Source organism: Streptomyces phyllanthi, assembly GCF_009377205.1.
GTDB lineage: Bacteria > Actinomycetota > Actinomycetes > Streptomycetales > Streptomycetaceae > Streptomyces > Streptomyces phyllanthi.
On the sequence record NZ_VJZE01000009.1, the window covers coordinates 40,554 to 62,447 of the forward strand.

A 21,894-nucleotide genomic window follows, 5' to 3' on the forward strand; every position below is an offset into this window, starting at 1 on the left:
CCATGCCTCAAGTCGTGATCACGGGGATCGGCTGTGTATCGCCTTTCGGTAATGGATTGAATGCTTTCATCAACGGTCTGCACGAAGGGCGGGATACGGAGGAACCAAAAACCTTCTCGACCGAGAACTACAGAATTCACGGCGTTTACCATGCGGAAACCCCGGATATTCGCCCTGGCGCCCGGGACTTTCCTCACGCATTGGCACTCCAGGCACTCACCGAGGCCATGGACGATGCGGATGTGGAACGCGGCCGGTTTCCGGAATGTGGTCTGGCATTGGCCTCCACGAGTGCCGGCTGGCACCTTCCCGGTGAATCGCTCGATCCAGGGCGGCTGTCGACGGCAGCAGAAGACGATGCCGTGCTCCTGCTCAAGCAAGGTCCTGGCCTCGTTCTCGCCGAGGAGTGGCGGCTCGACGGCCCTCACTGCACGACTTCGTCGGCCTGCGCCGCCTCAACGGGGGCGGTGGCCTGGGCCATGGAACGCATTCGGCGCCAGGAAACGCCCCTGATGGCGGTCGGTGCCGTGGACGTACTCACCGAGGTCGTCTTCGCCGGCTTCCACTCGATGAGGCTCCTGTCCCCCACGACCACGCGTCCCTTCGCGTCCCGTCGCTCCGGCTTCGTCCTCGCCGAAGGCGCTGCCTTCGTGATCCTGGAGGAGGCCGAGCATGCGAGGAAACGGGGTGCCACGGCCCTGGCGGCTCTCACCGGATGGGGCGGCAGCAGTGACGCCTCGCACCTCACCACTCCCAGCGCTGACGGCATCGCCAGATCGCTGCGGGCGGCACTCACCGACGGGGGGCGCGCCGCCGAGGACATCCGTGTTTACCACGCGCACGGAACCGCGTCCGCCGCCAGCGACATCGCCGAGGCGGATGCGGTCGCCAAGACACTGGCACCGGCAGGAGGATCACTGCGCGCCACCGCCATCAAGGGCATGTGCGGGCACACCGAGGGAGCCGCGGGCCTGTTCTCGGTCATCGCCGCGGTGGAATGCGCTCGTCGCGATCGGCTTCCTCCGCTCCGCGACGCCGATCAGATGGATCCCCGCTGCGCGGTCCTCTCCTCGGCCACGAACGAGCAATCAAATTCCTCTGCCCTCCCCGCACTGGTACACGCGTCGGGTTTCGGTGGGGCGAACTGCACGGTCCTCGTGGACAGGCCGGATGTCCGGCAGCTCGAATCCCGCCCCGGTGCGCGAGTGGTCATCCGACTGGCGGCTCAGGCGGACTCCGTGCACGGTGTCCGCACCACGCTGTTCGCGCCTGCGGCAGAGCCCTCGACTCCGCCGCGGGTCTCCCCATGGGAACGGACCGTCGCACCGGACAGAGTGACGGAACTCCTCGCCGAGGCAACCGGCGCGGCGCTCGGCTCGGTCACTTTGGACCTCGCGGAAAGGATTCGTGGCGGAGGTCTGCTCACCGGCACGGCGTTCGGCGGCCAGGCCCACCACGCCCGTATGCACGCCGCCCTCGGCAAGGCCCGGGGCCGGGGCGTGGATCCCCTGGACTTCGCCCGGTCGACGTTCAACGTGCCCGCCTCCCAATGTTCGATCGCCTACGGAATCCAGGGGCGTGTCGAGTCCTACATCGGCGGCTCGGCAGGGGTGGAAGCGCTGCTGTCGGCCATCGACCTGGTGGCCGCCGGCCGGTGCGACGCCCTGCTCGCAGCCGGCTACGACGCCCCGGAGAACCGCTTGTGGCGCATGGCCACGGAACCGGCCGTGCCTGCCGCCGCCACGGTGTTACTGGTCGAGGCGGAATCGGCCGCGGGTGCCCCGGCGATCGAAGTGGCGGGGCACAGGCGCCTCGCCCCCACGACCCGGCAGCGGACGGCCACAGCCTTGCACGCCGCGGTACTGGCTCTCGACGAGTCCGATCCGGTCGAGGAGATCTGGCTGGACGCCTCGGGTCTGACACCCGGCCAGGAGGAGTCGTTCCTGGGTATCGAAAGCCGTCACTGCCGAGTGCTGCGGTCCCTGGCAGGTGCGGCGTCGCCTCTGGACCAGCACGTGGCGGCCATGGCCCGTCTGCTCGCCGGCGAGGCGCGTGCGCTGACCCTGGTCACCACAGCACCCCATGCCGCGTCGGCGGCCATCCGGTATCAGAGGACCCTGCCATGAGCGATGTCTTCGTCGCGATGGTGCGCGACCACGCCCAGCGACTCCCTCACCAGCCGGCGCTGGCCGACAGCGACCGTTCCTACACCTGGCAGGAGCTCGACCGTGCGGTCAAGCACCGCGCACGCGCCCTGCCGGCGGCACACGAGATGCCGACACCGGTCGTGGCGCTCCATCGCCCGGGCGACTGTGAGTGGGTGGTCGACTTCCTGGCGCTGAGGTCCAACGGCGTCACCGTCATCAGCTTCCCCTCGGCGACGCCCCTGGCCTCGGTCCTGCGGCAGGCTGCGGAGATCCGGGCCGCGGGTGTCGTGGCCGGGCGGGGTGAACTGACGCCGTGTCGGCCGGACGGCTCCACGGCGCCCGCCCCGTGGTGGCGCGACATCTCGGTCGTCCAGCTGACGTCCGGTACGACCGGCGAGGCGCTGGGAGTGCCCCGAAGCGAAGAGAACCTGCTGGACGAGGCCCGGTCGGTGGCCGAAGCCCTGAAACTCACGCCGTCGTCTCCCGTGCTCTGCGGCACTCCGGTGGCGCACAGCTTCGCATCGGGGCTGTTCCTGGCCGCACTCGTGACAGGCGCCCCCACGGTGCTCGTTCCGTTCTTCCAACCCGCCGCCGTCTCCCTGCTGGCCGAACGCCACAGACCACGGCTCATATGCGGCACCCCGTACGTCTTCCGCAGCCTGATGCGAGACAGGCGTCGCTCCGGTGAGGCGCTGTCGAGGGTGGAGATACCCATGACCGGGGGTGCCCCGCTCCACGAAGGCCTCGCCGGGGCGTGGCTGGAGCAGTTCGGTGTTCCGTTGGTCCAGGAGTACGGGCTGTCCGAGGGGGGCATCGCGACGATGAACCTCTCGCACTCCCGTCAGTTCCCGACGTCCGTGGGCCCGGCGGTGCCCGGCGTCGACATCCATGTGGTGGACGACCAGGGCAGGGTCCTCGGACCAGGAGTCCAGGGCCACATCGTCATCAGGCGCAGGGGGAACCCCACCCACTACGTCGGTGCCGGAGGAACGACGTTGCCCACGCCCAGCCGTACGCCGACGGAAGGTGCCGAGATCGACACCGGCGACCTGGGCCGTCTGGACGAACGAGGGCTGCTGTACCTGAGCGGCCGGACCAAGGCCGTCATCAACGTGGCGGGGGCCAAGGTCTCTCCCAGATCGGTGGAATCGGCGCTGCTCGAACACCACACCGTCGACGACGTCGTGGTCCTCGGCGTTCCCGACGACCAGCGCGGTGAGGCCGTCGCCGCAGTCGTCGAGGGCGACCCGGACACGGTGTCCGTGGAGCATCTGGCGGGTCATCTGCGCGAGCGGCTGAGCCCCGTCATGGTGCCTCGGCGCTGGCACGTCGTTCCCCGACTGCCGCGCACCGCCTCGGGAAAGCCGGACCTCCGCGCCATCCGCCTCCACTTCGACAAGGACGTCACACCATGCTGAGAGATGTGTACCGCAAGGCCGGCGTGCTGGACACCGGCTCCTACCTCACCACTGTCAATGAACTGTGCGACCAGCTTCCGGCGCTCCGCCCCGAACTGCTGTGGTACGTGGCGTCGCATCTGCGGGCCCGCGTCGACCTGAACTCCATCAGCAAGATCCTTGTCGAGGAGGACAAGGGCGCCCCGATCGGCACGGCCGTCTCGCTGCTGTCCGGTCTGCCGCTCGCCATGGCCCGGCACTACACCTACGCGTTCCCCAGCCTGCGCGTCGACTTCTCGAGCGAGTACGACCGCAGCACCCTGCACGTCAACGGCATCGTGGCCGGAGACCGGGTCTGCATCGTGGACGACACCCTGTCCACCGGCGGGACCGTCGCGGCACTCGTCCGAGCCGTGCGGGCGGAGGGCGCGACCGTGGAGCACGTCGCCGTCGTGGTGGAGAAGGCCGGGAACGGCGGCCGGGAACTTCTGGAGGACGAACTGGGCGTCGCCGTGCACTCGTTGCTCAGCATCAAGGTCGTACCGGACGGCGTACACGTACTCGAAGGGATCGCCTGACCATGGCCTCGGCACCGACCGGCGACACGGCCATCCCCCTGCCTCGGCTGCGGGAGCCGGATCACCCCGGGTTCCTGCTGGTGATCGAGGGAACCGACGGAGCAGGCAAGAGCACCCTGCTGAATCGGGTCACGCACCGCCTGCAGAGCACCGGACACGACGTGCTCACGACCTTTCAGCCGACACCGGCCACTCGAGCCCACGGCGTCTTCCGGGCCCTCTCCGAAAGCGGCGGCGCCGATCTCGATCTCTACCGGGCGCTGTACCTGCTGACACTGGGCGACCGGCTCTTCCATGTCGACACGGTCGTCATGCCGCACCTGCGGGCAGGCGGTGTGGTGATCTGCGATCGGTACGTGTACACCACCATGGCCAACATCATGGCCCGGGAGCAGCAGTTCGAGCCTTGGTTCGCGGAAGCAGCCGGGCATCTGCTGCGGCCCGATCTGAGCGTCCTCGCGCACTGTCCGCTGGACATCGCCGTCCAGCGCATCCGTTCCCGGCCGGAGGAAGTGGACCGGCCGATCGACCTCGACCACATGGGCCGGGTCCATCAGGCCTTCCGCACCCTCGAGAAGGACGGCTGGCTCAGAGGCATCGACACATCCGTCCACGGGATCGACGAGTGTGCGGACCTCGTGACGGGCTGGGTGGCGGACGGGCTCTCCCACCGGTCGGCGAGATGACCCTTGAGCTGGCCGCCCTCGTGGCGGATGCCTCACCCTTCGTCACGGGCGAGCGCAGTGACGGGACCGTACTCCCCGACTACTTCGACGGCCACCGCGTGCTGGGGAACCCGGCACTGCTCACGCGCGTGGCCGACGCCCTCGCCCGGCGGGTCCAGCAGGTCGGCGCCGACTTCGTCGCCGGTGAGGCCACCGCGGGCAGCAGCCTGGCGGTCGCGGTCTCCCTGGCGTCGCTGCGCCACGGTGGCGGCACACCGTCCCGCATTGTGCGACGCGAGTCCAAGCCCTACGGAGTAACAGGAATACTGGGCACCGGTGTCCCGCCCGGCAGCAGCTTCGCCCTGGTCGACGACGTAGCGGGAACCGGGGCGAGCCTGGAGCGAAGCACCCGTCGGCTCCGACGCATGGGGCACCGTGTCGTGGGCGCGTGGGTCATCGTGGACCGGCACGCCGGCGCTGCGGAGCGCTTGGCTCGACTGGGCGTTCCGCTGTCCGCCCTTTTGACCCTGGACCAGATCAAATCAGCAAGGACGGCTAGTACAGCATGAAGAATCTCGCAGCGTTGCTCTCGGAGAATCCCTATCCGGGGCGCGGTGTCCTGTGCGCACGCACCCTCTCGGGCGAGGTGGTGGGTGGCTACTTCCTCACCGGGCGCAGTCCGGCCTCACGGGACCGAGCCGTACGGATCGACGGGGACGAGCTGGTGGTGGCGCCGGCGACAGTGACGGAACACGACCCCCTGCGCCACTACGTCGCGGCAGAGGCCACCGAGGACTGGCTGGTCTTCGGCAACGGTGAACAGGTGTCGACGGTGACCGGCCGGCTGCGGCGCGGCGTCTGTGCGGCCGAGGCGCTGGACGACCTCGAGTACGAGCCCGACCCGCCCATCCTCACGTCCCGCGTCACGGCCCTCCTGAGCAGGGACGGAGGTCGCACCGCCGTGCTCGGCGCGGCACGGCCGAGCAGCGGTGCCCGCACATCGACCAACATCATGACGCTCACCGTCCGCGACCTCGAACCGGGCGACGCCGTGTTGCTGACGACGTACCAGTCCGACGGTCAGAACGTCTCGGTGGCCGTGCCCTTCACCGAGGCGAGCACCGGAGCCGAGGACGCGGGACAACTGCTGGAGGAGATCTGGAACGGTCTGAACGACCGCTACCGGATCGCGGTCGCGGTACTGGATCCCGCAAAGGGCCCGGGCAACGCCCTCATCCGGGCCTCCTGACCGCCTCCCCCTCCCCCGGCCCGAAGTCGTCCCGGCAGTTTCCTTTCCACTGCAGGGGCGACGGGCCGCACCGGGGCGGACCCCCGGCCGCCACCCGCGGGCCCCAGGGCCTGCTCGATCCGGTAGGGCAGGCCGCCGGTGGCCGTGGCGTCGCGGGCGGCCGGCTCCGGCTTCGCCCCCGTACCTGACGCAGAGGGGCCCTGCCGCCGGCGAAGGTCGGTGAGGACGTACGGTCCGGGCCCGCCCTCCAGCCCCCCGTGTTGTCCGGGCAGGCCGAGGCATGGACCTTCCAACTTCCGGCGAGCCCATGGCCGCGTACAGTCAGGCGATGGCCTCAGGGTTGTCGGGCACGATCCCCCGGCCGGCTGAGGCCGTCGACGCGCCCCTCGGCGGTGGTGTCCCGCAATCCGCGCTCCGCCCGGCCACGCGGGCTGCGCCGCCGGCTACCGGGTGAACCCGCCGGCCGCCGCCGTCCGCATGGGGACTCACTGCCGGGGTTCTCGCACCGCAGACGCCCGGGAAGTGGGCCTAGGCTGTTGCCAGGGCCCGAGAAATAGGGGAAGCAAGGGATCATGGCGATTGGGGACAAGCCCGTGTCCAGACGGCCCCGGCCGTCGATGGCGGATGTCGCCCGTCACGCCGGTGTCGCGCCGCAGACGGTCTCGCGCGTGTCCAACGGCCACAGCAACGTCGATCCGGCGACCAGGCAGCGGGTCGTGGAGTCGATGCAGGCGCTGGGCTACCGGCCGAACGGAGCCGCACGCGCGCTCAAGAGCGGGCGGTTCAACACGATCGGTGTCATCACGTTCACGCTCAGGACGTTCGGCAATACGCGCACGCTCGACGCCATCGCCGAGGAAGCCGCACGCGCCAAGTACGCCGTCACCCTCATCCCCGTCTCGGACCCGACCATGGGCAGGGTTTCCGGTGCCTACGACCGGCTCAGCGAGGCGGCCGTCGACGGAGTGATCCTCATCTTCGAGGCGCATCTCCTGGACAATGCGGAGTTCAGCCTCCCACCAGGGGTTCCGATGGTGGTGGTCGACTCCGATACCGGCCCCGGCTACACCGTGGTGGACACCGATCAGGCACAGGGCGCTCGTCAGGCCACGGAGCACCTGCTGGAACTCGGCCACCGGCAGGTATGGCACATCGCCGGACCCCCGACCTCGTTCTCCGCGGCCCATCGGGTCGAGTCCTGGCAGCGCACCCTGCAGGACGTCGGCATCGTCCCGCCCCCGGTGCTGTACGGCGACTGGACCACCAGATCCGGATACGAGCACGGGCTGACCCTGGGGCGCAGGCCGGAGGTCACGGCGATCTTCGCCGCGAACGACCATATGGCGCTCGGTGTCATGCGTGCCCTGCACGAGCTCGGCCGCCGGATTCCCGACGACGTCAGCGTGGTGGGGTTCGATGACATGGAGGAAACCCATGCCTTCTGGCCGCCGCTGACCACCGTGCGGCAGGACTTCGCCGCGGTCGGCCGGCTCAGCCTTCAGAAGCTGCTGAGCAAGATCGGCCGTACCGGGCCCGACATGATCGACAAGACCTTGGTCCCCACCCGGCTGGTGGTCCGCGCGAGCACCGGAGCGCCACCGCCCTCGCCGGAAGGCGAAGCGCGGCGGCGCTGACCCGCACGGGCCCGGCGAGGGTACGCGAAGGGCCCGTGCGGTGTGGATCACTGGATCAGCGGTCGACGTGAACGGGTGCCGGCGTCAGCTCCTGGTCCACTGCTGGTTGCTGCCTCCGTTGCAGTACCAGACATCGATCGCCGTGCCGTTGCCGGTACCTGCTCCGGCTGCGTCCAGGCAGAGCGCCGGGTTCGCGACACTGGTCACGGAGAGGTCCGCGTTCACGTTCCACTGCTGTGCCGTCGCGCCGGTGCAGTCGGAGATGACCACGGGATCTCCCGCCGTGGCTCCGGTGCCGCCCACCGTCATGCACTTGTTGCCGTAGACGGTGAGTTGTTTGTCCGCGTTCCAGTCCCAGGTCTGGTTGCCGCCGCCGTTGCAGTCCCAGAGGTCGAGCTGGGTGCCGTTGGTCGTGCTGAAGCCGGGCACGTCGACGCAGCGGTCGGAGCCCACTCCGCGCAGGACCTCACCGGGAGGCGCGGGCGGCAGGTCGTTGACGGGCGGGGTCGTGCCGAAGCCGTAGCCCCAGCGCAGCTGCGCGACTCCGGTGGCGCTGTTGTCCACCAGGTTGCCCTCGGAGTCCAGCGACTCGATCGAGTAGGCGTCGCCGAACCTCAGCCCCGGCCAGTACACCAGTCCCATCCCCTTGCTGCGGGCGGTGTTGGTCACGGCGGCGAGATACGAGGTGTAGATGTTGCCGTCCCATGCGCCGTAGTTCAGTCCGATGGTCATCGGGGCGCCTGCCTCGTCGATGATGGTCCGGTGGGCGTAGCCGCCGATCCGGGCTTCGAGGTCGGCGACCCAGTCCGCCTGCCGGGTGTGGCTGGCCCAGAACCCGTAGAAGTGCAGTGACAGCAGCGTTCCCCGCAGTTCACGTGCCGCGCCGACACCGGTGACGTTGTCGTTGTAGCCGGTGCCGCTGATCACGACACGGCCGCGCGGGACGTCCTTGTGCCGGGCCAGCCAGCCACTGGTGACGGACACCCACTGGTCCAGGGTGTAGCCGTGCGGCTCGTTCATGGGCTCGAAGTAGACCCGCGGGTTGTTCCTGTACTCCCGCACCACGGTGTTCCACATCGTGTTCCAGGCAGCCGTGTCGTCGACCAGGCCGTCCTTGCTGGTGTTGGCCTCCCAGTAGCTGACGATGACCTTGTCACCGTAGGCCGTGGCCGCGTCTATCGTCGCCCGGTACGACTTCCACCACTTGGTGCCCACGGTCGCCGGGTTGATCGGCAGTCGCAGCGTGTTGGCGCCCAGGTTCTTCTTGAAGCCGCGCACCATGCGACCCGTGGTGCGGTACACGGTGCGGTAGTCGTCGGTCACCGACAGCCCGCTGGGCACCACGGCGTCCTCGGCGTAGTTGTCCCGCGGGTCCGCCCAGTTCACCCCGCGGAAGGCACTGGTACCGCTACCGCCCTTCGACGTGGTTTCCACCGGCGCTTGCGGGGCGGCTGATGCCGCGGCGGCCGACTGGGCGAGAGCGGGGGCGGGGGCGGTCAGGAACATGAGTGCCGCGCCGAAGCCGGCCATGATCACACCGGCCAGTTTTCTCGACCTCGTCAGGGTCTTGGTCATGTCGTCTCCAGTGACGTGAATCGCGGAGGGCGGAGTGCGGGTTCGTCACCTGAGCCGAGGCAGTGATGAGCCAGGGTCCGGGTACAGACACCCGGGCCCCTCAAACCGGCCATGGTTACGCAACCATGGCCGGGACACTGGCACGGCGCCCGCCCTGGTGACAAGACCCGTGACGGTTCCGACACACGACAGACCCCTGCACTGGACCCGGAGCGGTTCAGCGGCCGGTGGAGTCGAGGGCCGGGCAGCCCGGCAGGCCGTCGGCGAGCAGGGCGGCGACACGCTTCGGCCTGCTGCCACCGGTCGGCACCTTCCCCACACCGGCGCGTGCGGTGTCGGGCCCGCGAGCAGGGGCAGCCCGCCCGCTTGCTCCGTCGTTGCGCCGATCGCGTCCACCGGGTTCATCGGGTTCATCGGGTTCATCGGCCCGCATCCACAGGAACGCCCTGGGGACTGCGGCGTCGAAACCGTGGAGTCCGCAGATATGGCCGAAGGATTCGCCCGCCGCCCGAACCGGTTGCCCAGGCCCACCGCGGGTGGCGGTCGACCGGCCGTACTTCCGTGGGACACCGTTCCCGGACCGGACACGCCGTCCCACACTCGACGCGCCCACGGAACACCGCTACGGACAGCCCGCAGTTCGCCCCCGCGACGCGGGAAGGAGAGAGGCGGACCCCAACCGATGAAACCGTCACCAGGACAGTGGCTGGGCGCGGCGGGCATCCCCGAAGTTCGCCGCCGCGCCTACCTTCTCGCAGGCCGACCCTTCCAGCCCGGCAACCTGCGAGCGGCGGACATCGTCCCCGCCGGATCCGGAACGCGGCCGGGGGCCGGCGTCCGCATGGCGCCGATCAGCGGCCGGCCGACCGCGGAACGCATCAGCGGCCGCCTGAAGGGCGTGGGTGGACCGAGATGAGTACCCCGGACACGCACCCGGTCGTCCTCGGCGAGGACGCGCCCCTCTTCGAGATCATGGCCACGACCCGCGCCATGCGCCGCCTCGCCCCGGACCCGGTACCCGACCACCTGCTCCAGCGTTTGGTCGAAGCCGCCGTGTGGGGCCCTTCCGGCGGCAACGGTCAGGGCTGCCGGTTCGTCGTCGTCACCGACCGGGAGACGATGGCCAGGCTCGCCGACCTGTGGCGGGTGGCCGTCGACTGGTACCTGGACACGCTGGGCACCGTCACACCCCGCGCGATGAGCGACGCGGCGTACGCCCGGATGGTGGCCGCGATCCGCCACCAACGGGACAACTTCGCCGCCACCCCGGCCCTGATCGTGCCCTGCTACGACATGCACGTCATGTGGGACCCCGCCCACCGCGCCGGGCTGGGCGGCGTACTACGCCGGACCCTGGCCCTCGGCCCACGGCGAGTGCTGCGGATGGCGGCCAACAGCAGGATGCTCGGCGAAGGCGCGGCCGCGAGCGTCTATCCCGGGGTGCAGAACCTGCTCCTGGCCGCCCGAAGCCTCGGCCTGGCCGCGACCCTGACGATCTGGCACCTGGGCCTGGAAGCCGAGTTCAAGCAGGTCCTGGGCATTCCCCGACATGTACGTACCTACGGCATCGTCCCCGTCGGCCGCCCACTCGGCCGCATGGGCCCGGTCACCCGACCGCCCGCGCCGGAGGTGACGCACCGGGACCACTGGGGCGGGCCGTGGCAGCCGGCGGAGGGCACGGCCGAGGGGCCGACCGAGGGCACGGCCGAGGGCACGGCCGAGGGCACGGCCGAGGTCTCGTCCGTTGTCGTGCCTGAGGCCGGAGGTATGGACGGCGCCCCGTCCGCGGTCCCACCCGACGTGGGCGCCGCCGGTGCCCGGCCCGGGACCCAGCCCTGTCGGTGCGGCAGTCGGGTGAACCGGTGAGCGCGGCCGTCCCGGTACCGGCACGTGGGCCGAGCAGCCAGCGGCCACTGCCGGTCCTGCTCGGGCAGGTGACGTGGCTGTCGCTCGCGGTCGTCACGCTTGCCGTGGCGGTCTATCTCGCCGTACCCACTCTGCGCGGCGGGCACGACCTGCCGGAGCTTGCCGTACTGGCGCTGCTGTTCGGGACACCGCACGGGACCGTCGACCATCTGCTGCCGCAGTCGGGCGAGGGGCCGTTGCACGGGCGGGCGCTGGTGCGGACGGTCGGGCTGCATCTGGCGGGGGTGGCGGTCATCACGGCCGCGACGCTTGTCATGCCTGTGATCGGCCTCGGGCTCGTCATCGCTGTGTCGGCGGTGCACTTCGGCTCTTCCGACGCCGCACTGGCGCGGGAACGCCGTGGCCTTCCGCCGCGCTGGGGCACCGTGGCCGTGCTGGCGTACGGCGGCCCGCTCGCGTTCGTCTCGTTCGCCCGGTGGCCGGAGCACGTGCGGCGGCTCTTCGAGGTGATCTCGCCGGGCCTCGCCCGGGAGTTGCGGGGGCCGATACTGGTCGCGGCCGCCGCCACGCTCGTCGCGGTCTGTCTCTTCGTCGTCGGGGCGGTGCGGCGGCGCCAGTGGCTGGACGCCGTGGAGGTGTCGGCACTGCTGGCGCTGGTGCTGGTCCTTCCGCCGCTGGCCGCTTTCGGCGTGTACTTCGCGGCGTGGCACTCCCTGCGCCAGTACGTCCGCCTCTACGCGGACGCACGTGGCACCCCGTCGCCGTTCACCGCGGCGGACCTCGTCCGCACGATGGCCGTCGCCACCGCGGCGACCGTCGTCCTGGGCGCCGTGGCCGTCGTCCTCCTGCGCGCGAAGTCCGAGGCACTGCTTCACTTCGGGCCGGGCGACTGGCTGATCGTGCTGCTGGCGGCCGTCATCGTGCCGCACACGATCGCGGTCCTCCGCTACGACCGCTGGAAAGCGGCCCACACGTCGGACATTTGATGCAGGAGGAGTTCATGACCCACCCCGAGCACCGGCCCGGCCCGTCGGACACGCCCGGCACGGCATACCCGCCCGCTCCATGGGTGCTGCGCGGGGACATGTTCGGAGTGCTGCTGCGCATGGCGCCCGGAAGCGTCCCGGCGGAGCTGCTCCCCGAGCACATCCGGGTGCGGCGGCGCGACGGATCGGTGCTGGCCGCTGTCGTCTGGGTGGACTACCGGCGCGGAAGCGTCCTGGAATACCGGGAGTTGATGGTCACGGCCATGACCCGGCTGACGCTCCCGCTCACCGGCACCGTCCTGCGGATCTGGGTGGAGACCGAACCGTCCATGGAAGGCGGCCGCGCACTGTGGCGCATCCCCAAGGAACTGGCGGGTTTCTCCTTCCAGCAGCACGGGGGCACCGGCTTCGCCGGGTCGATCGCCGTCGGCGGCACGGAGCTTGCCTCCTACCGCTTCACCCCCCGCTTCACGGTACCGGGCCGCTGGCCGTCGAACCTGATCATCCGTCAGGACTGCGGGCCCGGGCTGCGCCGCACGGTCTGCGCCATGCGCGGGCGGCTCCAGGTCGGGCGCGGCGAGCTCGTCGTCCCCGAGGACAGCGAACTGGCGTTCCTCAACAGCGGATCCGTGATCACGCACATGGCGATCCGGGACTTCGACGCCCGGTTCGGCGTACGCAGCACGGATCTCCCGGCGGACCGGTGACCATGTCCTACCTCACCCTGCTGCTGCTCTTCCTGGTCGTGCCCACCCTCCTGCTCGGTACGGCCGTGGCCCGGCGCGTGGCCCACGAGCCGGCGCTGCGCCCGGCACTGCGCCGGACCCTGCCGGTCGTGGTCCTGCTGGTGCCGGTCTCCGCCGGCTGGTCGGCGCCGTGGGACCAGTGGATGATCGACCGGGGCATCTTCGTCTACCCGCCGGAGAAGGTCGTCGGCTGGATCGCCCGGATCCCGGTGGAGGACCTGCTGCTCTTCGCCTGCCAGGGACTGTTCGTCGGCCTGTGGGCGCTGCTGTTCGTCGGACGGCTGCCCAGCAGTGACATCCGCCCGGACCGGGCACGGGCGGCCATGCTGTCGACGGTGGGCCTGATCGTCGCGGTCACCGTGGCGATCGCGAGCAGCGGATCGCCGCACGCCACGTACACCATGAGCATCCTCGTCTGGTTCGGCCCGCTGATACTGGTCCAACTGGTCGCCGGAACGGGCGCGTTGCTCGCGCGGTGGCGGCTGTGGCTCGTCACGATCGTGCCGGCCACCCTGTGGCTGTGGTTACTGGAACTCGTCGCCATCAGGCAGGACATCTGGTGGATCGATCCGGCCCGGTCGGTCGGCTGGCGCCCCTTCGGCCTGCCCGCGGAGGACCTGCTGATCTTCCTGGTGGGCAATGTGCTCGTGGTGCACACGGTGCTCTTCCTGGACGATCCGGCGATGCGCGCGCGGGCCGCCGGATGGCTGCCCCGCCGTGTGTCGCAGGAAATACGAGCACGAGGCGACCGGCGCGACCGAAGCGATCGGCGCGGCCGAGGCGATCAGCGCGATCGGCGCGACCGAAGCGAACGACAAGAACGAAGCGGGCGAAGCGATCCGCGCGACCAACGAGAACGAGAGGAGACACGATGAGGTCCGCGCTCACCGGTGTCCGCCCCGCCGTCCCGCTCGCCCCCGGCGCACTGCCCGTGATCGGCCACGCGCCGGCGCTGGTCCGCGACCCGCTGGGCTTCCTGACCGGTGTGGGCTACGACGCGGACATGGTCGAGATCAGGCTCGGGCCGGATCCCGCGCTGCTCGTCTGCGACCCCGAGCTGACCCGTCAGGTCCTGGTGCACTCCAGGACGTTCGACAAGGGCGGCCGGATCTTCGACCGGATCCGGCAGAACGCCGGTGACGGACTGATCAGCTCGCCCTGGTCGGTGCACCGACGGCACCGGCCGCTGGTGCAGCCCGCCTTCCATCCCCGGCGACTGCCGCGCTACGCCGAGGAGATGCGCGAGGAGGCCGCCGCGATGACCGGCGCGTGGCGCTCCGGAAGCCGGATCGACGTCAGCTCCGCCATGCACGAGTACGCCGTGCGGGTGTTGCTCCGTACGCTCTTCTCTGCGGCCTCGGCCACCCACGTCCTCGACGACATCCGGCGCTGTATCCCGGTCATGCTGCGTGGCGCGTACCAGCGCGCCATGAACCCGGTGGCCCTGCTGGAGCGGCTCCCGACCCCGGGCAACCGGCGGTTCGAAGCGGCGGTGAGTCTGACCAAGCGGCATGCCGCCGCCCTCATCGACGAGTACCAGCGTTCGGGGACCGACCACGGCGACCTGCTGTCGATGATGCTGGCCGCGCGTGACGAGCGGACCGGCGAGGGGCTGACGGCACGGGAGATCAACGACCATGTCTTCACCCTGCTGGTCGCCGGCACCGAGACAACCGCCGCACTGCTCGGCTGGACCTTCCACCTCCTCGCCCGGCATCCCGAGGCCCTCGAGCGGCTGCACCGCGAGCTGGACGCCCTCGGCGACGGCCCCCTCGGCCTCGACACGCTGCGCGGCCTCGGGTACACCCACCGCGTCCTCACCGAAACCATGCGGCTGTACCCGGCGTCCTGGATGCTGACCCGGATCACCACCGAGGAGCACGTCCTGGGCGGCCGTCGGCTGCCGCCGGGCACCACGGTCGTCTACAGCCCGTACCTGATCCACCGCCACCCCGGCGTCTATACGGACCCCGACCGTTTCGACCCCGACCGCTGGCTCCCCGAGCGGGCCGCGACCGTTCCGCGCGCCGCGTTCATCCCGTTCGGCGCGGGTGCCAGGAAATGTATCGGCGACGAGTACGGCCTCGCCGAGGCGACGATCGCCCTGGTCACCGTGGCACGTGCCTGGACCCTGGAGCCGGACGACGACCGCCCGGTGCGCCCGGTGCCACGGATCGCCCTGGCACCGGGCCCGCTGCCGATGACCGTCCGGGCGCGGCGGCCCGACGCTCCCCGGCCCGTTCAGGGATGAGGCGACACCACCGCTCCGGCGGAAGACCAGCCGAAGGCTGGTTCAAAGGCTGGTTCACCGCGAAGGTGCCGAGCTGAGCTGCCGGCTCCGGTCCGCCGCCTCGTCCTGGCCCATGACCAGCCGGTCGGTCACAGCACCGTGCTGATCACTCAGGACATCTACCCGTCGGTGCTGGACGACCTGTCCCTCGACGCGGTCCGCAACCCCCGACCGGCGGTGCCGGCCGGGGGCCGGGGCCCGGGGATCCGCCCAGGAACCAGGCGCTAGGTTCGGGCGGCGCAGATCACGTCGTACGGTCTGCCGACGGCCATCGTCAGCTCAAGGGGATCCGTGGTCTTCGACGGGCACTGGTCCGCGGTCTTGGTCAGGTCCAGCACCTTGAGCACATCACTTCCGCCTTCTCCGCACGCGACCTCGGCAGCCTGCGAGTTTATGCAGTCGCCCTTGACCAGTTGCCCGCCTCCCGCGCCAGGATCGCCGGGGTGGTCGCCCGAGAGATTGCGACCGCAGACCGTCTGACCGGGCAGCCCCGAGCCGCCGTCGGACGAGCTGAACGAGATCCGCACCTCGATGATCTCGTCCGTACCGCCGGGGCACTGGATGGAGTCGGGCAGGATGCTGCCGCTCATGATCTTCAGGGCCTTGATCTTCGCCTTGGAGTCGTCGCAGTCCAGCTTCTGGTAGGCGTCCGCGCCGTCGTCGGGATCGGGCCCCGCACAGTCCCCGACCTTCCACTCCTCGCTCTGGGACGAAGAGCCGCCCGCGCCGCCGCCGGAGCCGCCGGTCGGCTCCTTGTCGCCCTCGAAGAACTGCCGGCCCACGGCAACCACCGCGAACAGGAGAACGATCCCGAGGATGGGCTTCAGACAACCCAACACCGCCTGGCCCGCCGTGGACCTACCGGACGGCGCTGAGGGGTTCCCGGATTCCGGTCCGAAGATCGACCCGGGCGGTTGGCTGTTCATACGACGGTCTCCTTGGGGGGATTGCGCTTCATGCCGGGGGGGACGGGCCGTCAGGTCCCCCGAGGGGGGAGAGTGGCCCGATGGTGCCCGTCCCCCCGGGAGGACGGGCACCACACGTCATTCAGGAGGGTGCGGTGCTGCCTCAGCTGCAGGACCGGTAGTTGTAGCCGGCCTTCCGCCAAGCTCCGTCACCGTCGATGAACTCGTAGTTGCCGTCGGGAAGGCGCCTCATGGTGACGTCGCCGAACACGCCGACATAGCGCAGATTCAGGGTTTGGCCGGCGGCGGTACTACCACTCAGGTAGGAGACGTACCGGCCCGCCCAGGTGAAGGTTTCCTCGCCGACCGAGCCGTCGACCTCCAGGTCGGCACCCCACTCGCTGGTCTCGGTTTGCTGCCAGGCCCTGGTCGCGTTGTAGGTCTTGGTGCCGAAGACCCCGTCGATCTCGGAGGGGGAGGTGAGCTTGCCGTCCGCGTACAGGATCGCCTGCCACAGGCATGTGGCGTTGGATGACGCGTGAGTGCTCCTCTGCAGGATGCCCTCGTCGTTCCAGTCGTCGGTGTGCGAGCCAGTCCCGTAGACGTAGGCGCGCCCGCTGTAGGTTCCGCTCGCGGCAGCAGGTGAGGCCGTGACCATGTTGGCGGTCAGCATCGCCACCGCGGCGGCCAGGACGGCTGCGGCGCGCCTGAGTCTGGATGAATTCGTCGGCATGAACGACTTCCCTTCGAGTGATCGCCCGGAGTCGGTGATCGGTAGGTGACCGGTTCCACCGTGGTGCCGGAGATGCCTTGTCCGACAGCGGTGGCGGCATCGGACAAACAACGCCGGACAAAAACCGGCGTCCACGCGGCGGCGGCATGGTGAGGCGACGGGGGATCGGAGCCACTCCGCCGACATCCACCGACACCCGCCGATGTCTGCCCATCTCCGCCGACCTGCGCCGATGTGTCGAACTTGTGTGCCGAATGCGGGCGTTGGCCCTAACATGACCGCGGCCCTTCTGGATCACGGCGTCCGCACCCGGGATCCCAGGCCGGGCCCTGGCGAAGGCATCCAGCGCCGTCCGACCACGGACGCCAGGTACGACGTGCACGGGGGGTATGTGGTGGGGCGTCCGGAAAAGCCGCTGGATCCAGAAGCCGGCCCGGTCCAGCGCCTTGCGTGGCAGCTGCGCCGGCTGCGGGAGAGAGCAGGCAGCCCGAGCTATCGCGCCCTGGCCCAGCGGGCGCACTACTCGGCGAGCACGCTGGCCGAGGCCGCCAAGGGCGACCGGCTCGCCTCACTGGCCGTGATCCTGGCCTACGTCGAGGCGTGCGGCGGCGACCGGGCCGAGTGGCGGGCGCGGTGGGAGGCGGTGGCCGCCGAGACGGAAACGGTGGCCGCGTCCGAGCCCGTGCCGGACCAGGAGCACTGCCCCTATCAGGGGCTGGCGCCGTTCCAGAGCGAGCAGGCGGAGTGGTTCTTCGGCCGCTCCCGGCTGGTCGACCGACTGCTGGAGCGGGTCGAACGGCTGCCGCTCATCGGAGTCTTCGGGGCGTCGGGGAGCGGGAAGTCCTCACTCCTGCGCGCCGGGCTGCTGGGGACGATCGCAGGAGACGGTCGGCCGGAAGAACGGTGGCGGACCCTGCTGATGACCCCCACCGAGCATCCACTGGAGGCGTTGTCCGACCAGCTGGCGAAGTTGTCCGGTCAGGATGTCCATGGTGTGCGGGAGGAACTGCGCAGCGATCCAGCCGCTCTGGACATCACGATCCGTGGCGCCCTGGTCACCGGCCCACCGGAAACCAGGGCACTGCTGGTCGTAGACCAGTTCGAGGAACTCTTCACGCTCTGCGCCGACCGGGACGAACGCCGCCGGTTCATCGCCGCGCTGCTGGACGCCACGCACGGCCCGCACCGCCGCACCACCGTGGTCCTCGGTGTGCGCGCCGACTTCCTCACCCGGTTCGCCCAGCATCCCGATCTGCTGGACGCGTTGGGCGAGGAGGCGATGCTCCTCGTCGGGCCGGTGTCCCCCACCGAACTGCGGGAGATCGTCATCAGACCGGCCGCCCAGGCGGGATGGGGCGTGGAACCGGACATGCTGGCCACCGTACTCGCTGACGCGGCCGAGGAGCCGGGCGCGCTGCCGCTGGTCTCGCACGCGCTGCTGGAAACCTGGCAGCGGCGAGAGGGAGCGACCCTCACCCTGTCCGCGTACCAGGCGACCGGCGGCGTGCGCGGAGCGATCGCCCAGACCGCCGACCGCGTCTACGGCGAACTCACCGTGGAGCAACGGCAGGCAGCTCGAAGGATCTTCCTCAGACTCTCCGCGCTGGGCGACGGCACCGGGGACTCCCGGCGGCCCATCGCCCGCAGCGAACTGGACGGTGTCGTCGAGGAGCCGGGGGCTGCCGAGATCCTGGGCCGCCTGGCCGCGGCACGCCTGATCGTTCTTGGCGAGGACACGGTGGAGATGGCCCACGAGGCGCTGATCCGGGCCTGGCCACGGCTGCACCGATGGCTCACCGACGACCGGACGAACCTCGTCGTCCACCGCCGGCTCACCGAGGCCACCCACGCCTGGGAGTCACTGGACAGGGACGCGGGTGCCCTGTACCGGGGCGCTCAGCTGCTCGCCGCGCGTGACTGGGCCAGAGACCATCCCCGGGAGCTGAACCAGCTCGAGGACACCTTCCTCCGGACCAGCAGTGCTCAGGAAGCCGCCGAGCAGAACAGCGCCCGGCGTCATGCCCGACTCCTCAAGCGCCTTGTCGCGGGCATCTCGGTACTTCTCGTACTCGCCGTGCTGGGCGGGTGCCTGGCCGTAGGACAGCGGCAGGACGCGCGCCGACTGCAACTACAAGCACTCGCGGGCGAGTTGTCCCTGCAGGCGCGGTCTCTCCTGGCCACCGATCCGGACCTGGCAGGACTGCTGGCCATCGAAGCGGATCGCCTGCATCCGGACTCCGCGACCCGGGGAAGCGTCCTGAGCGCCGCGGCGGCGCCACGGCGCACCGAACTCAACGGCACCGGTCCCGCGGTGTATGCCGTCGCCTTCAGCCCGGACCACAGACTGCTCGCCTCCTCGAACGGCGACGGCACGATCGGTCTGTGGGACCCGCGGCGCGGCACCCGGATCGCGTCCCTGCGAGGGCACACCGGCCGGCCCATGAAGGTGGCGTTCAGCGGTGACGGAAAGCGTCTCGCGTCGACCGCGACCGACGGGACGTCGGGGTCGCTCATCGTCTGGGACGTCCGAACGCGCCGACCCGTGATCACCCTCACCGAGGATCCGATCAGCCCCGGCATGGCCTTCAGCACCGACGGCGAGAAGATCGCGATCGGAGTCGGGGACGGCGACATCGCCCTGCACGACCTGTCCACCGGGTCCCGCCGTCTTCTTCGCGGACACGGGCATGGTCCTGCGGTCGGGTCGCTGAGCTTCAGTCATGACGGCGAACTCCTGGTGTCCGCGGACGGAACGCGGGACCCGGTCGTCTGGGATGTGAAAACAGGCAGACCGATTGCCCAGCTGCCCTCCGAACACGTCATCCAGGTCGCCTTCGCCGCCTCCGGACACACGCTCGCCGCGGCCGCCGACGACCAGGGGGTGTACCTGTGGAACCTCGACCGGGGTCAGCAGCCGACCGCACTCCCGCGGCTGCCCCTGCCGGACTCCTTCGGATGGACCATCTCCGCTCCCGCCGGGGACAGGCTGGCCGTGGCCGACGAGAACGGCACCGTCACGGTATGGGACCTGCGGCATCGCAGGCCCGTCCACACCTACCAGGACAGAGGCCGCACCGAGACGGTCTCCGTCGCCCTCAGTCGTGACGGCGCGATGCTCGCCTCCGCGGGATTCAACGGGGCCATCGTGTTGCACGATCTGCGCGACACCCCGTTCAGCGGATTCGACGCGGAGGTCAAGGACGTCAGGGTCAGCCCGGACGGGGATGTGATCGCCTCCGCCGGCAGCGACAGGACGGTCCGCCTCTGGGACGCCCGGGGGAGGCAACTCGCCACCCTGGGCGGGCACCCGGACCAGGTCCAGGCCGTCGCGTTCAGCTCCGACGGACGCCTGCTGGCCTCGGTGACCCGGAACAACATCGTCACGATCTGGGACGTCCGACGCGGACGGCGCGTGTCAAAGCCGTTCCCGACCCAGGGCGTCGGCGCCTCCACCGACATCGCCTTCGCTCCCGGCCGCGGCCCTCGCCTTCTCGCGGCCGCCACCCTCGGCCTGTTCGTCTGGGACGTCCGCGAACCGGCCTTGCCGTCCCGAAAGACATCGGCGTATCCGCCGCGTCTCACCACCTCGCTCGTCTTCACCCCCGACGGCCGTCGCCTGGTAGCGGCCAGCACCGGGGGCTACCTCAACGCGTGGGACGCCGCCACGGGCGAATTCCTCACCAGGGACGACACCGGGCAGGGCGCCGTGCAGGACGTCGCCGTCAGCCCGGACGGCAAACTGCTTGCCACCGCCGGTGACAGCCGGACGGTCAAACTGTGGGATGCCGCGAACCACCGGGAGCTCGCCGTGCTCCGTGGACACACCGCCCCCGTGCAGGTCATCGCGTTCAGCCGGGACGGCCGAACCCTCGCCTCCGCCGGTGACGACCACTCGATCATCGTGTGGGACGTCGCCACCCGGCGCCCCCGCGCCACCCTGACCGGTCACAGCGCCAGAATCCGCGGACTCGCCTTCACACCTGAGGGAGCCCTGGTCTCCGGTGGGGAGGACGGCAGGATCGTCCGATGGTCCCTGGACCTGAACGACGTCACGAACCGAATCTGCGCGGCGGCCGGCCGCAGTCTCACCCGGCACGAGTGGGCGACCTACCTCCCTTCCGTTCCCTACCGGCCGGCCTGCCGTCCGTGACCGCGGCGCCGGCACGACTACGCGGCCGCTGCCCCGGCAGGTGGGCAGGTGACCCCGGACAACCGCCCAGGGTGTTGGAATCCCGACCGATGTTCGCCATGAACTGCAACCACCGTCGGGCCAGTTGATGTTCAGCGAGAGTGGGGAACCTGCCCCACGGGATGGGGGCCATGACAGCAGGCCAGTAGTTGCGACCGTGCCTACTTGCGCACGTGGAAGCGCAGCATGGTGACCCCGCCCGACTGGACGTTGCTGAACGGTTCCAGGTCGATCCGGTCGAGGCCCGGCGGCGCGAAGCGGACGCCGTCGCCGAGCAGCACCGGCAGCACGTACACCAGGATCTCGTCGACGAGGCCGCGCTGCAGGCACTGGGCGGCCACGTCGGCGCCGAGGATCTCCAGGTTCTTGTCGCCGGCGGCGCGGCGTGCCGTGGCCACGGCTTCCTCGATGTCGCAGGTGAGGAAGGTGACGCTGGGGTCCGGCTCGTCGGGCGGGCGGTGAGTGAGGACGAACTGCGCCCCGCCGTCGTAGCCGGTGTTCTCGTCGGACATGCGCTTGCCGACCTCGTACGTGCCCCGGCCGATGAGCATGGCGCCCGTGGCCGCCATGACCTCCGGGAACGTCGCCGACGTCATGTGCTCGAAGACCCAGTCCATCGTGTGGCCGGGACCGGCGATGAACCCATCGAGGGACATCACCCTGTTCACGACCACTTTGCCGGTGCCCGCATCCGTCATGCGTCTTCTCCAAGCAGGTGGAGGGCCGGGATCGCATCATAGGTCGGTGAGCAACATCTTCTCCGGCGGTAGCCACGACCTGGACCTGTCCAATGGCGCCACCGCGGTGTTCATCGGGATTCCTCCGTGGATACCCCCGCCTTCAGGCGGGGGAGGAAACGGACTCCTGCGGAGCAGGGCAGGGAAAGCCGATTCGCCCTCCGGGCGGACCGGCGTCCATCGCCAACGGTGAGCAT

At 70.3% G+C, this 21,894-nt stretch carries 17 protein-coding genes and 1 pseudogene; 14 read left to right on the forward strand and 4 right to left on the reverse strand.

What is annotated here, in order from left to right; all coding sequences use genetic code 11:
• The first annotated feature begins 2 nt into the window (after window positions 1-2).
• The 7 genes from FNH04_RS03115 to FNH04_RS03145 all read left to right on the forward strand — a co-directional run bounded on the left by FNH04_RS03115 (window position 3) and on the right by FNH04_RS03145 (window position 7,670).
• Entirely contained in the window at window positions 3-2,126 is a 2,124-nt protein-coding gene (locus FNH04_RS03115; RefSeq protein ID WP_152780040.1) for a beta-ketoacyl synthase N-terminal-like domain-containing protein, read from the forward strand.
• A complete protein-coding gene (locus FNH04_RS03120; RefSeq protein ID WP_152780042.1) occupies window positions 2,123-3,565 on the forward strand; it encodes a class I adenylate-forming enzyme family protein in 1,443 nt (480 codons plus the stop codon). Before FNH04_RS03115 ends, FNH04_RS03120 begins: the two co-directional genes overlap by 4 nt.
• Complete coding sequence (locus FNH04_RS03125) at window positions 3,559-4,122, forward strand: phosphoribosyltransferase family protein (RefSeq protein ID WP_152780044.1); 564 nt, start codon at window positions 3,559-3,561, stop codon at window positions 4,120-4,122. The genes FNH04_RS03120 and FNH04_RS03125 overlap by 7 nt, the downstream gene beginning before the upstream one ends.
• A 2-nt stretch (window positions 4,123-4,124) precedes the next feature.
• Window positions 4,125-4,808 (forward strand): dTMP kinase, encoded by a 684-nt coding sequence (locus FNH04_RS03130; RefSeq protein WP_152780046.1) that lies wholly within the window; start codon window positions 4,125-4,127, stop codon window positions 4,806-4,808.
• Window positions 4,805-5,356 (forward strand): orotate phosphoribosyltransferase, encoded by a 552-nt coding sequence (locus FNH04_RS03135; protein ID WP_152780048.1) that lies wholly within the window; start codon window positions 4,805-4,807, stop codon window positions 5,354-5,356. The genes FNH04_RS03130 and FNH04_RS03135 overlap by 4 nt, the downstream gene beginning before the upstream one ends.
• Entirely contained in the window at window positions 5,353-6,036 is a 684-nt protein-coding gene (locus FNH04_RS03140; RefSeq protein ID WP_152780050.1) for an IMP cyclohydrolase, read from the forward strand. The genes FNH04_RS03135 and FNH04_RS03140 overlap by 4 nt, the downstream gene beginning before the upstream one ends.
• A 593-nt stretch (window positions 6,037-6,629) precedes the next feature.
• Window positions 6,630-7,670 carry a LacI family DNA-binding transcriptional regulator gene (locus FNH04_RS03145; protein ID WP_322722537.1) on the forward strand — a complete coding sequence of 347 codons (1,041 nt, stop codon included), beginning with the start codon at window positions 6,630-6,632 and terminating at the stop codon, window positions 7,668-7,670.
• 84 nt (window positions 7,671-7,754) lie between these two features.
• Here FNH04_RS03145 and FNH04_RS03150 read toward each other — a convergent pair whose 3' ends face one another.
• Complete coding sequence (locus tag FNH04_RS03150) at window positions 7,755-9,245, reverse strand: ricin-type beta-trefoil lectin domain protein (RefSeq protein WP_152780054.1); 1,491 nt, start codon at window positions 9,243-9,245, stop codon at window positions 7,755-7,757.
• A gap of 912 nt (window positions 9,246-10,157) precedes the next feature.
• Between FNH04_RS03150 and FNH04_RS03155 the strand changes: the two are divergent.
• The 6 genes and pseudogenes from FNH04_RS03155 to FNH04_RS48525 form a co-directional block, all read left to right on the forward strand.
• Window positions 10,158-10,895: pseudogene (locus FNH04_RS03155) on the forward strand (nitroreductase family protein); the annotation flags it as partial.
• 212 nt (window positions 10,896-11,107) lie between these two features.
• The gene (locus FNH04_RS03160) at window positions 11,108-12,097 is read left to right on the forward strand and encodes a Brp/Blh family beta-carotene 15,15'-dioxygenase (RefSeq protein ID WP_194236526.1); all 990 of its coding nucleotides are present in this window, start codon (window positions 11,108-11,110) and stop codon (window positions 12,095-12,097) included.
• A 14-nt stretch (window positions 12,098-12,111) separates the two neighbouring features.
• Window positions 12,112-12,804 (forward strand): acetoacetate decarboxylase family protein, encoded by a 693-nt coding sequence (locus FNH04_RS03165; RefSeq protein WP_194236527.1) that lies wholly within the window; start codon window positions 12,112-12,114, stop codon window positions 12,802-12,804.
• A gap of 2 nt (window positions 12,805-12,806) precedes the next feature.
• On the forward strand, window positions 12,807-13,718 hold the full coding sequence (locus FNH04_RS03170; RefSeq protein ID WP_152780060.1) for a lycopene cyclase domain-containing protein: 912 nt from the start codon (window positions 12,807-12,809) through the stop codon (window positions 13,716-13,718).
• Window positions 13,715-15,094: a cytochrome P450 gene (locus FNH04_RS03175; RefSeq protein WP_194236528.1), complete on the forward strand. Its 1,380-nt coding sequence runs from the start codon at window positions 13,715-13,717 to the stop codon at window positions 15,092-15,094. Before FNH04_RS03170 ends, FNH04_RS03175 begins: the two co-directional genes overlap by 4 nt.
• 138 nt (window positions 15,095-15,232) lie before the next feature.
• A complete protein-coding gene (locus FNH04_RS48525) occupies window positions 15,233-15,361 on the forward strand; it encodes a hypothetical protein (RefSeq protein ID WP_265579994.1) in 129 nt (42 codons plus the stop codon).
• On the opposite strand, the gene FNH04_RS03180 is transcribed toward FNH04_RS48525, so the two are convergent.
• Window positions 15,358-16,059: a hypothetical protein gene (locus FNH04_RS03180; protein WP_228031024.1), complete on the reverse strand. Its 702-nt coding sequence runs from the start codon at window positions 16,057-16,059 to the stop codon at window positions 15,358-15,360. The genes FNH04_RS48525 and FNH04_RS03180 overlap by 4 nt on opposite strands.
• 142 nt (window positions 16,060-16,201) lie before the next feature.
• Complete coding sequence (locus tag FNH04_RS03185) at window positions 16,202-16,771, reverse strand: peptidoglycan-binding domain-containing protein (RefSeq protein ID WP_228031026.1); 570 nt, start codon at window positions 16,769-16,771, stop codon at window positions 16,202-16,204.
• A gap of 394 nt (window positions 16,772-17,165) precedes the next feature.
• Between FNH04_RS03185 and FNH04_RS48880 the strand changes: the two genes are divergently transcribed.
• The gene (locus FNH04_RS48880; protein WP_152780064.1) at window positions 17,166-20,921 is read left to right on the forward strand and encodes an nSTAND1 domain-containing NTPase; all 3,756 of its coding nucleotides are present in this window, start codon (window positions 17,166-17,168) and stop codon (window positions 20,919-20,921) included.
• A gap of 200 nt (window positions 20,922-21,121) precedes the next feature.
• Here FNH04_RS48880 and FNH04_RS03195 read toward each other — a convergent pair whose 3' ends face one another.
• Window positions 21,122-21,658, reverse strand: coding sequence for a dihydrofolate reductase family protein (locus tag FNH04_RS03195; protein WP_152780066.1), 537 nt, complete (start codon window positions 21,656-21,658; stop codon window positions 21,122-21,124).
• Window positions 21,659-21,894 lie beyond the last annotated feature (236 nt).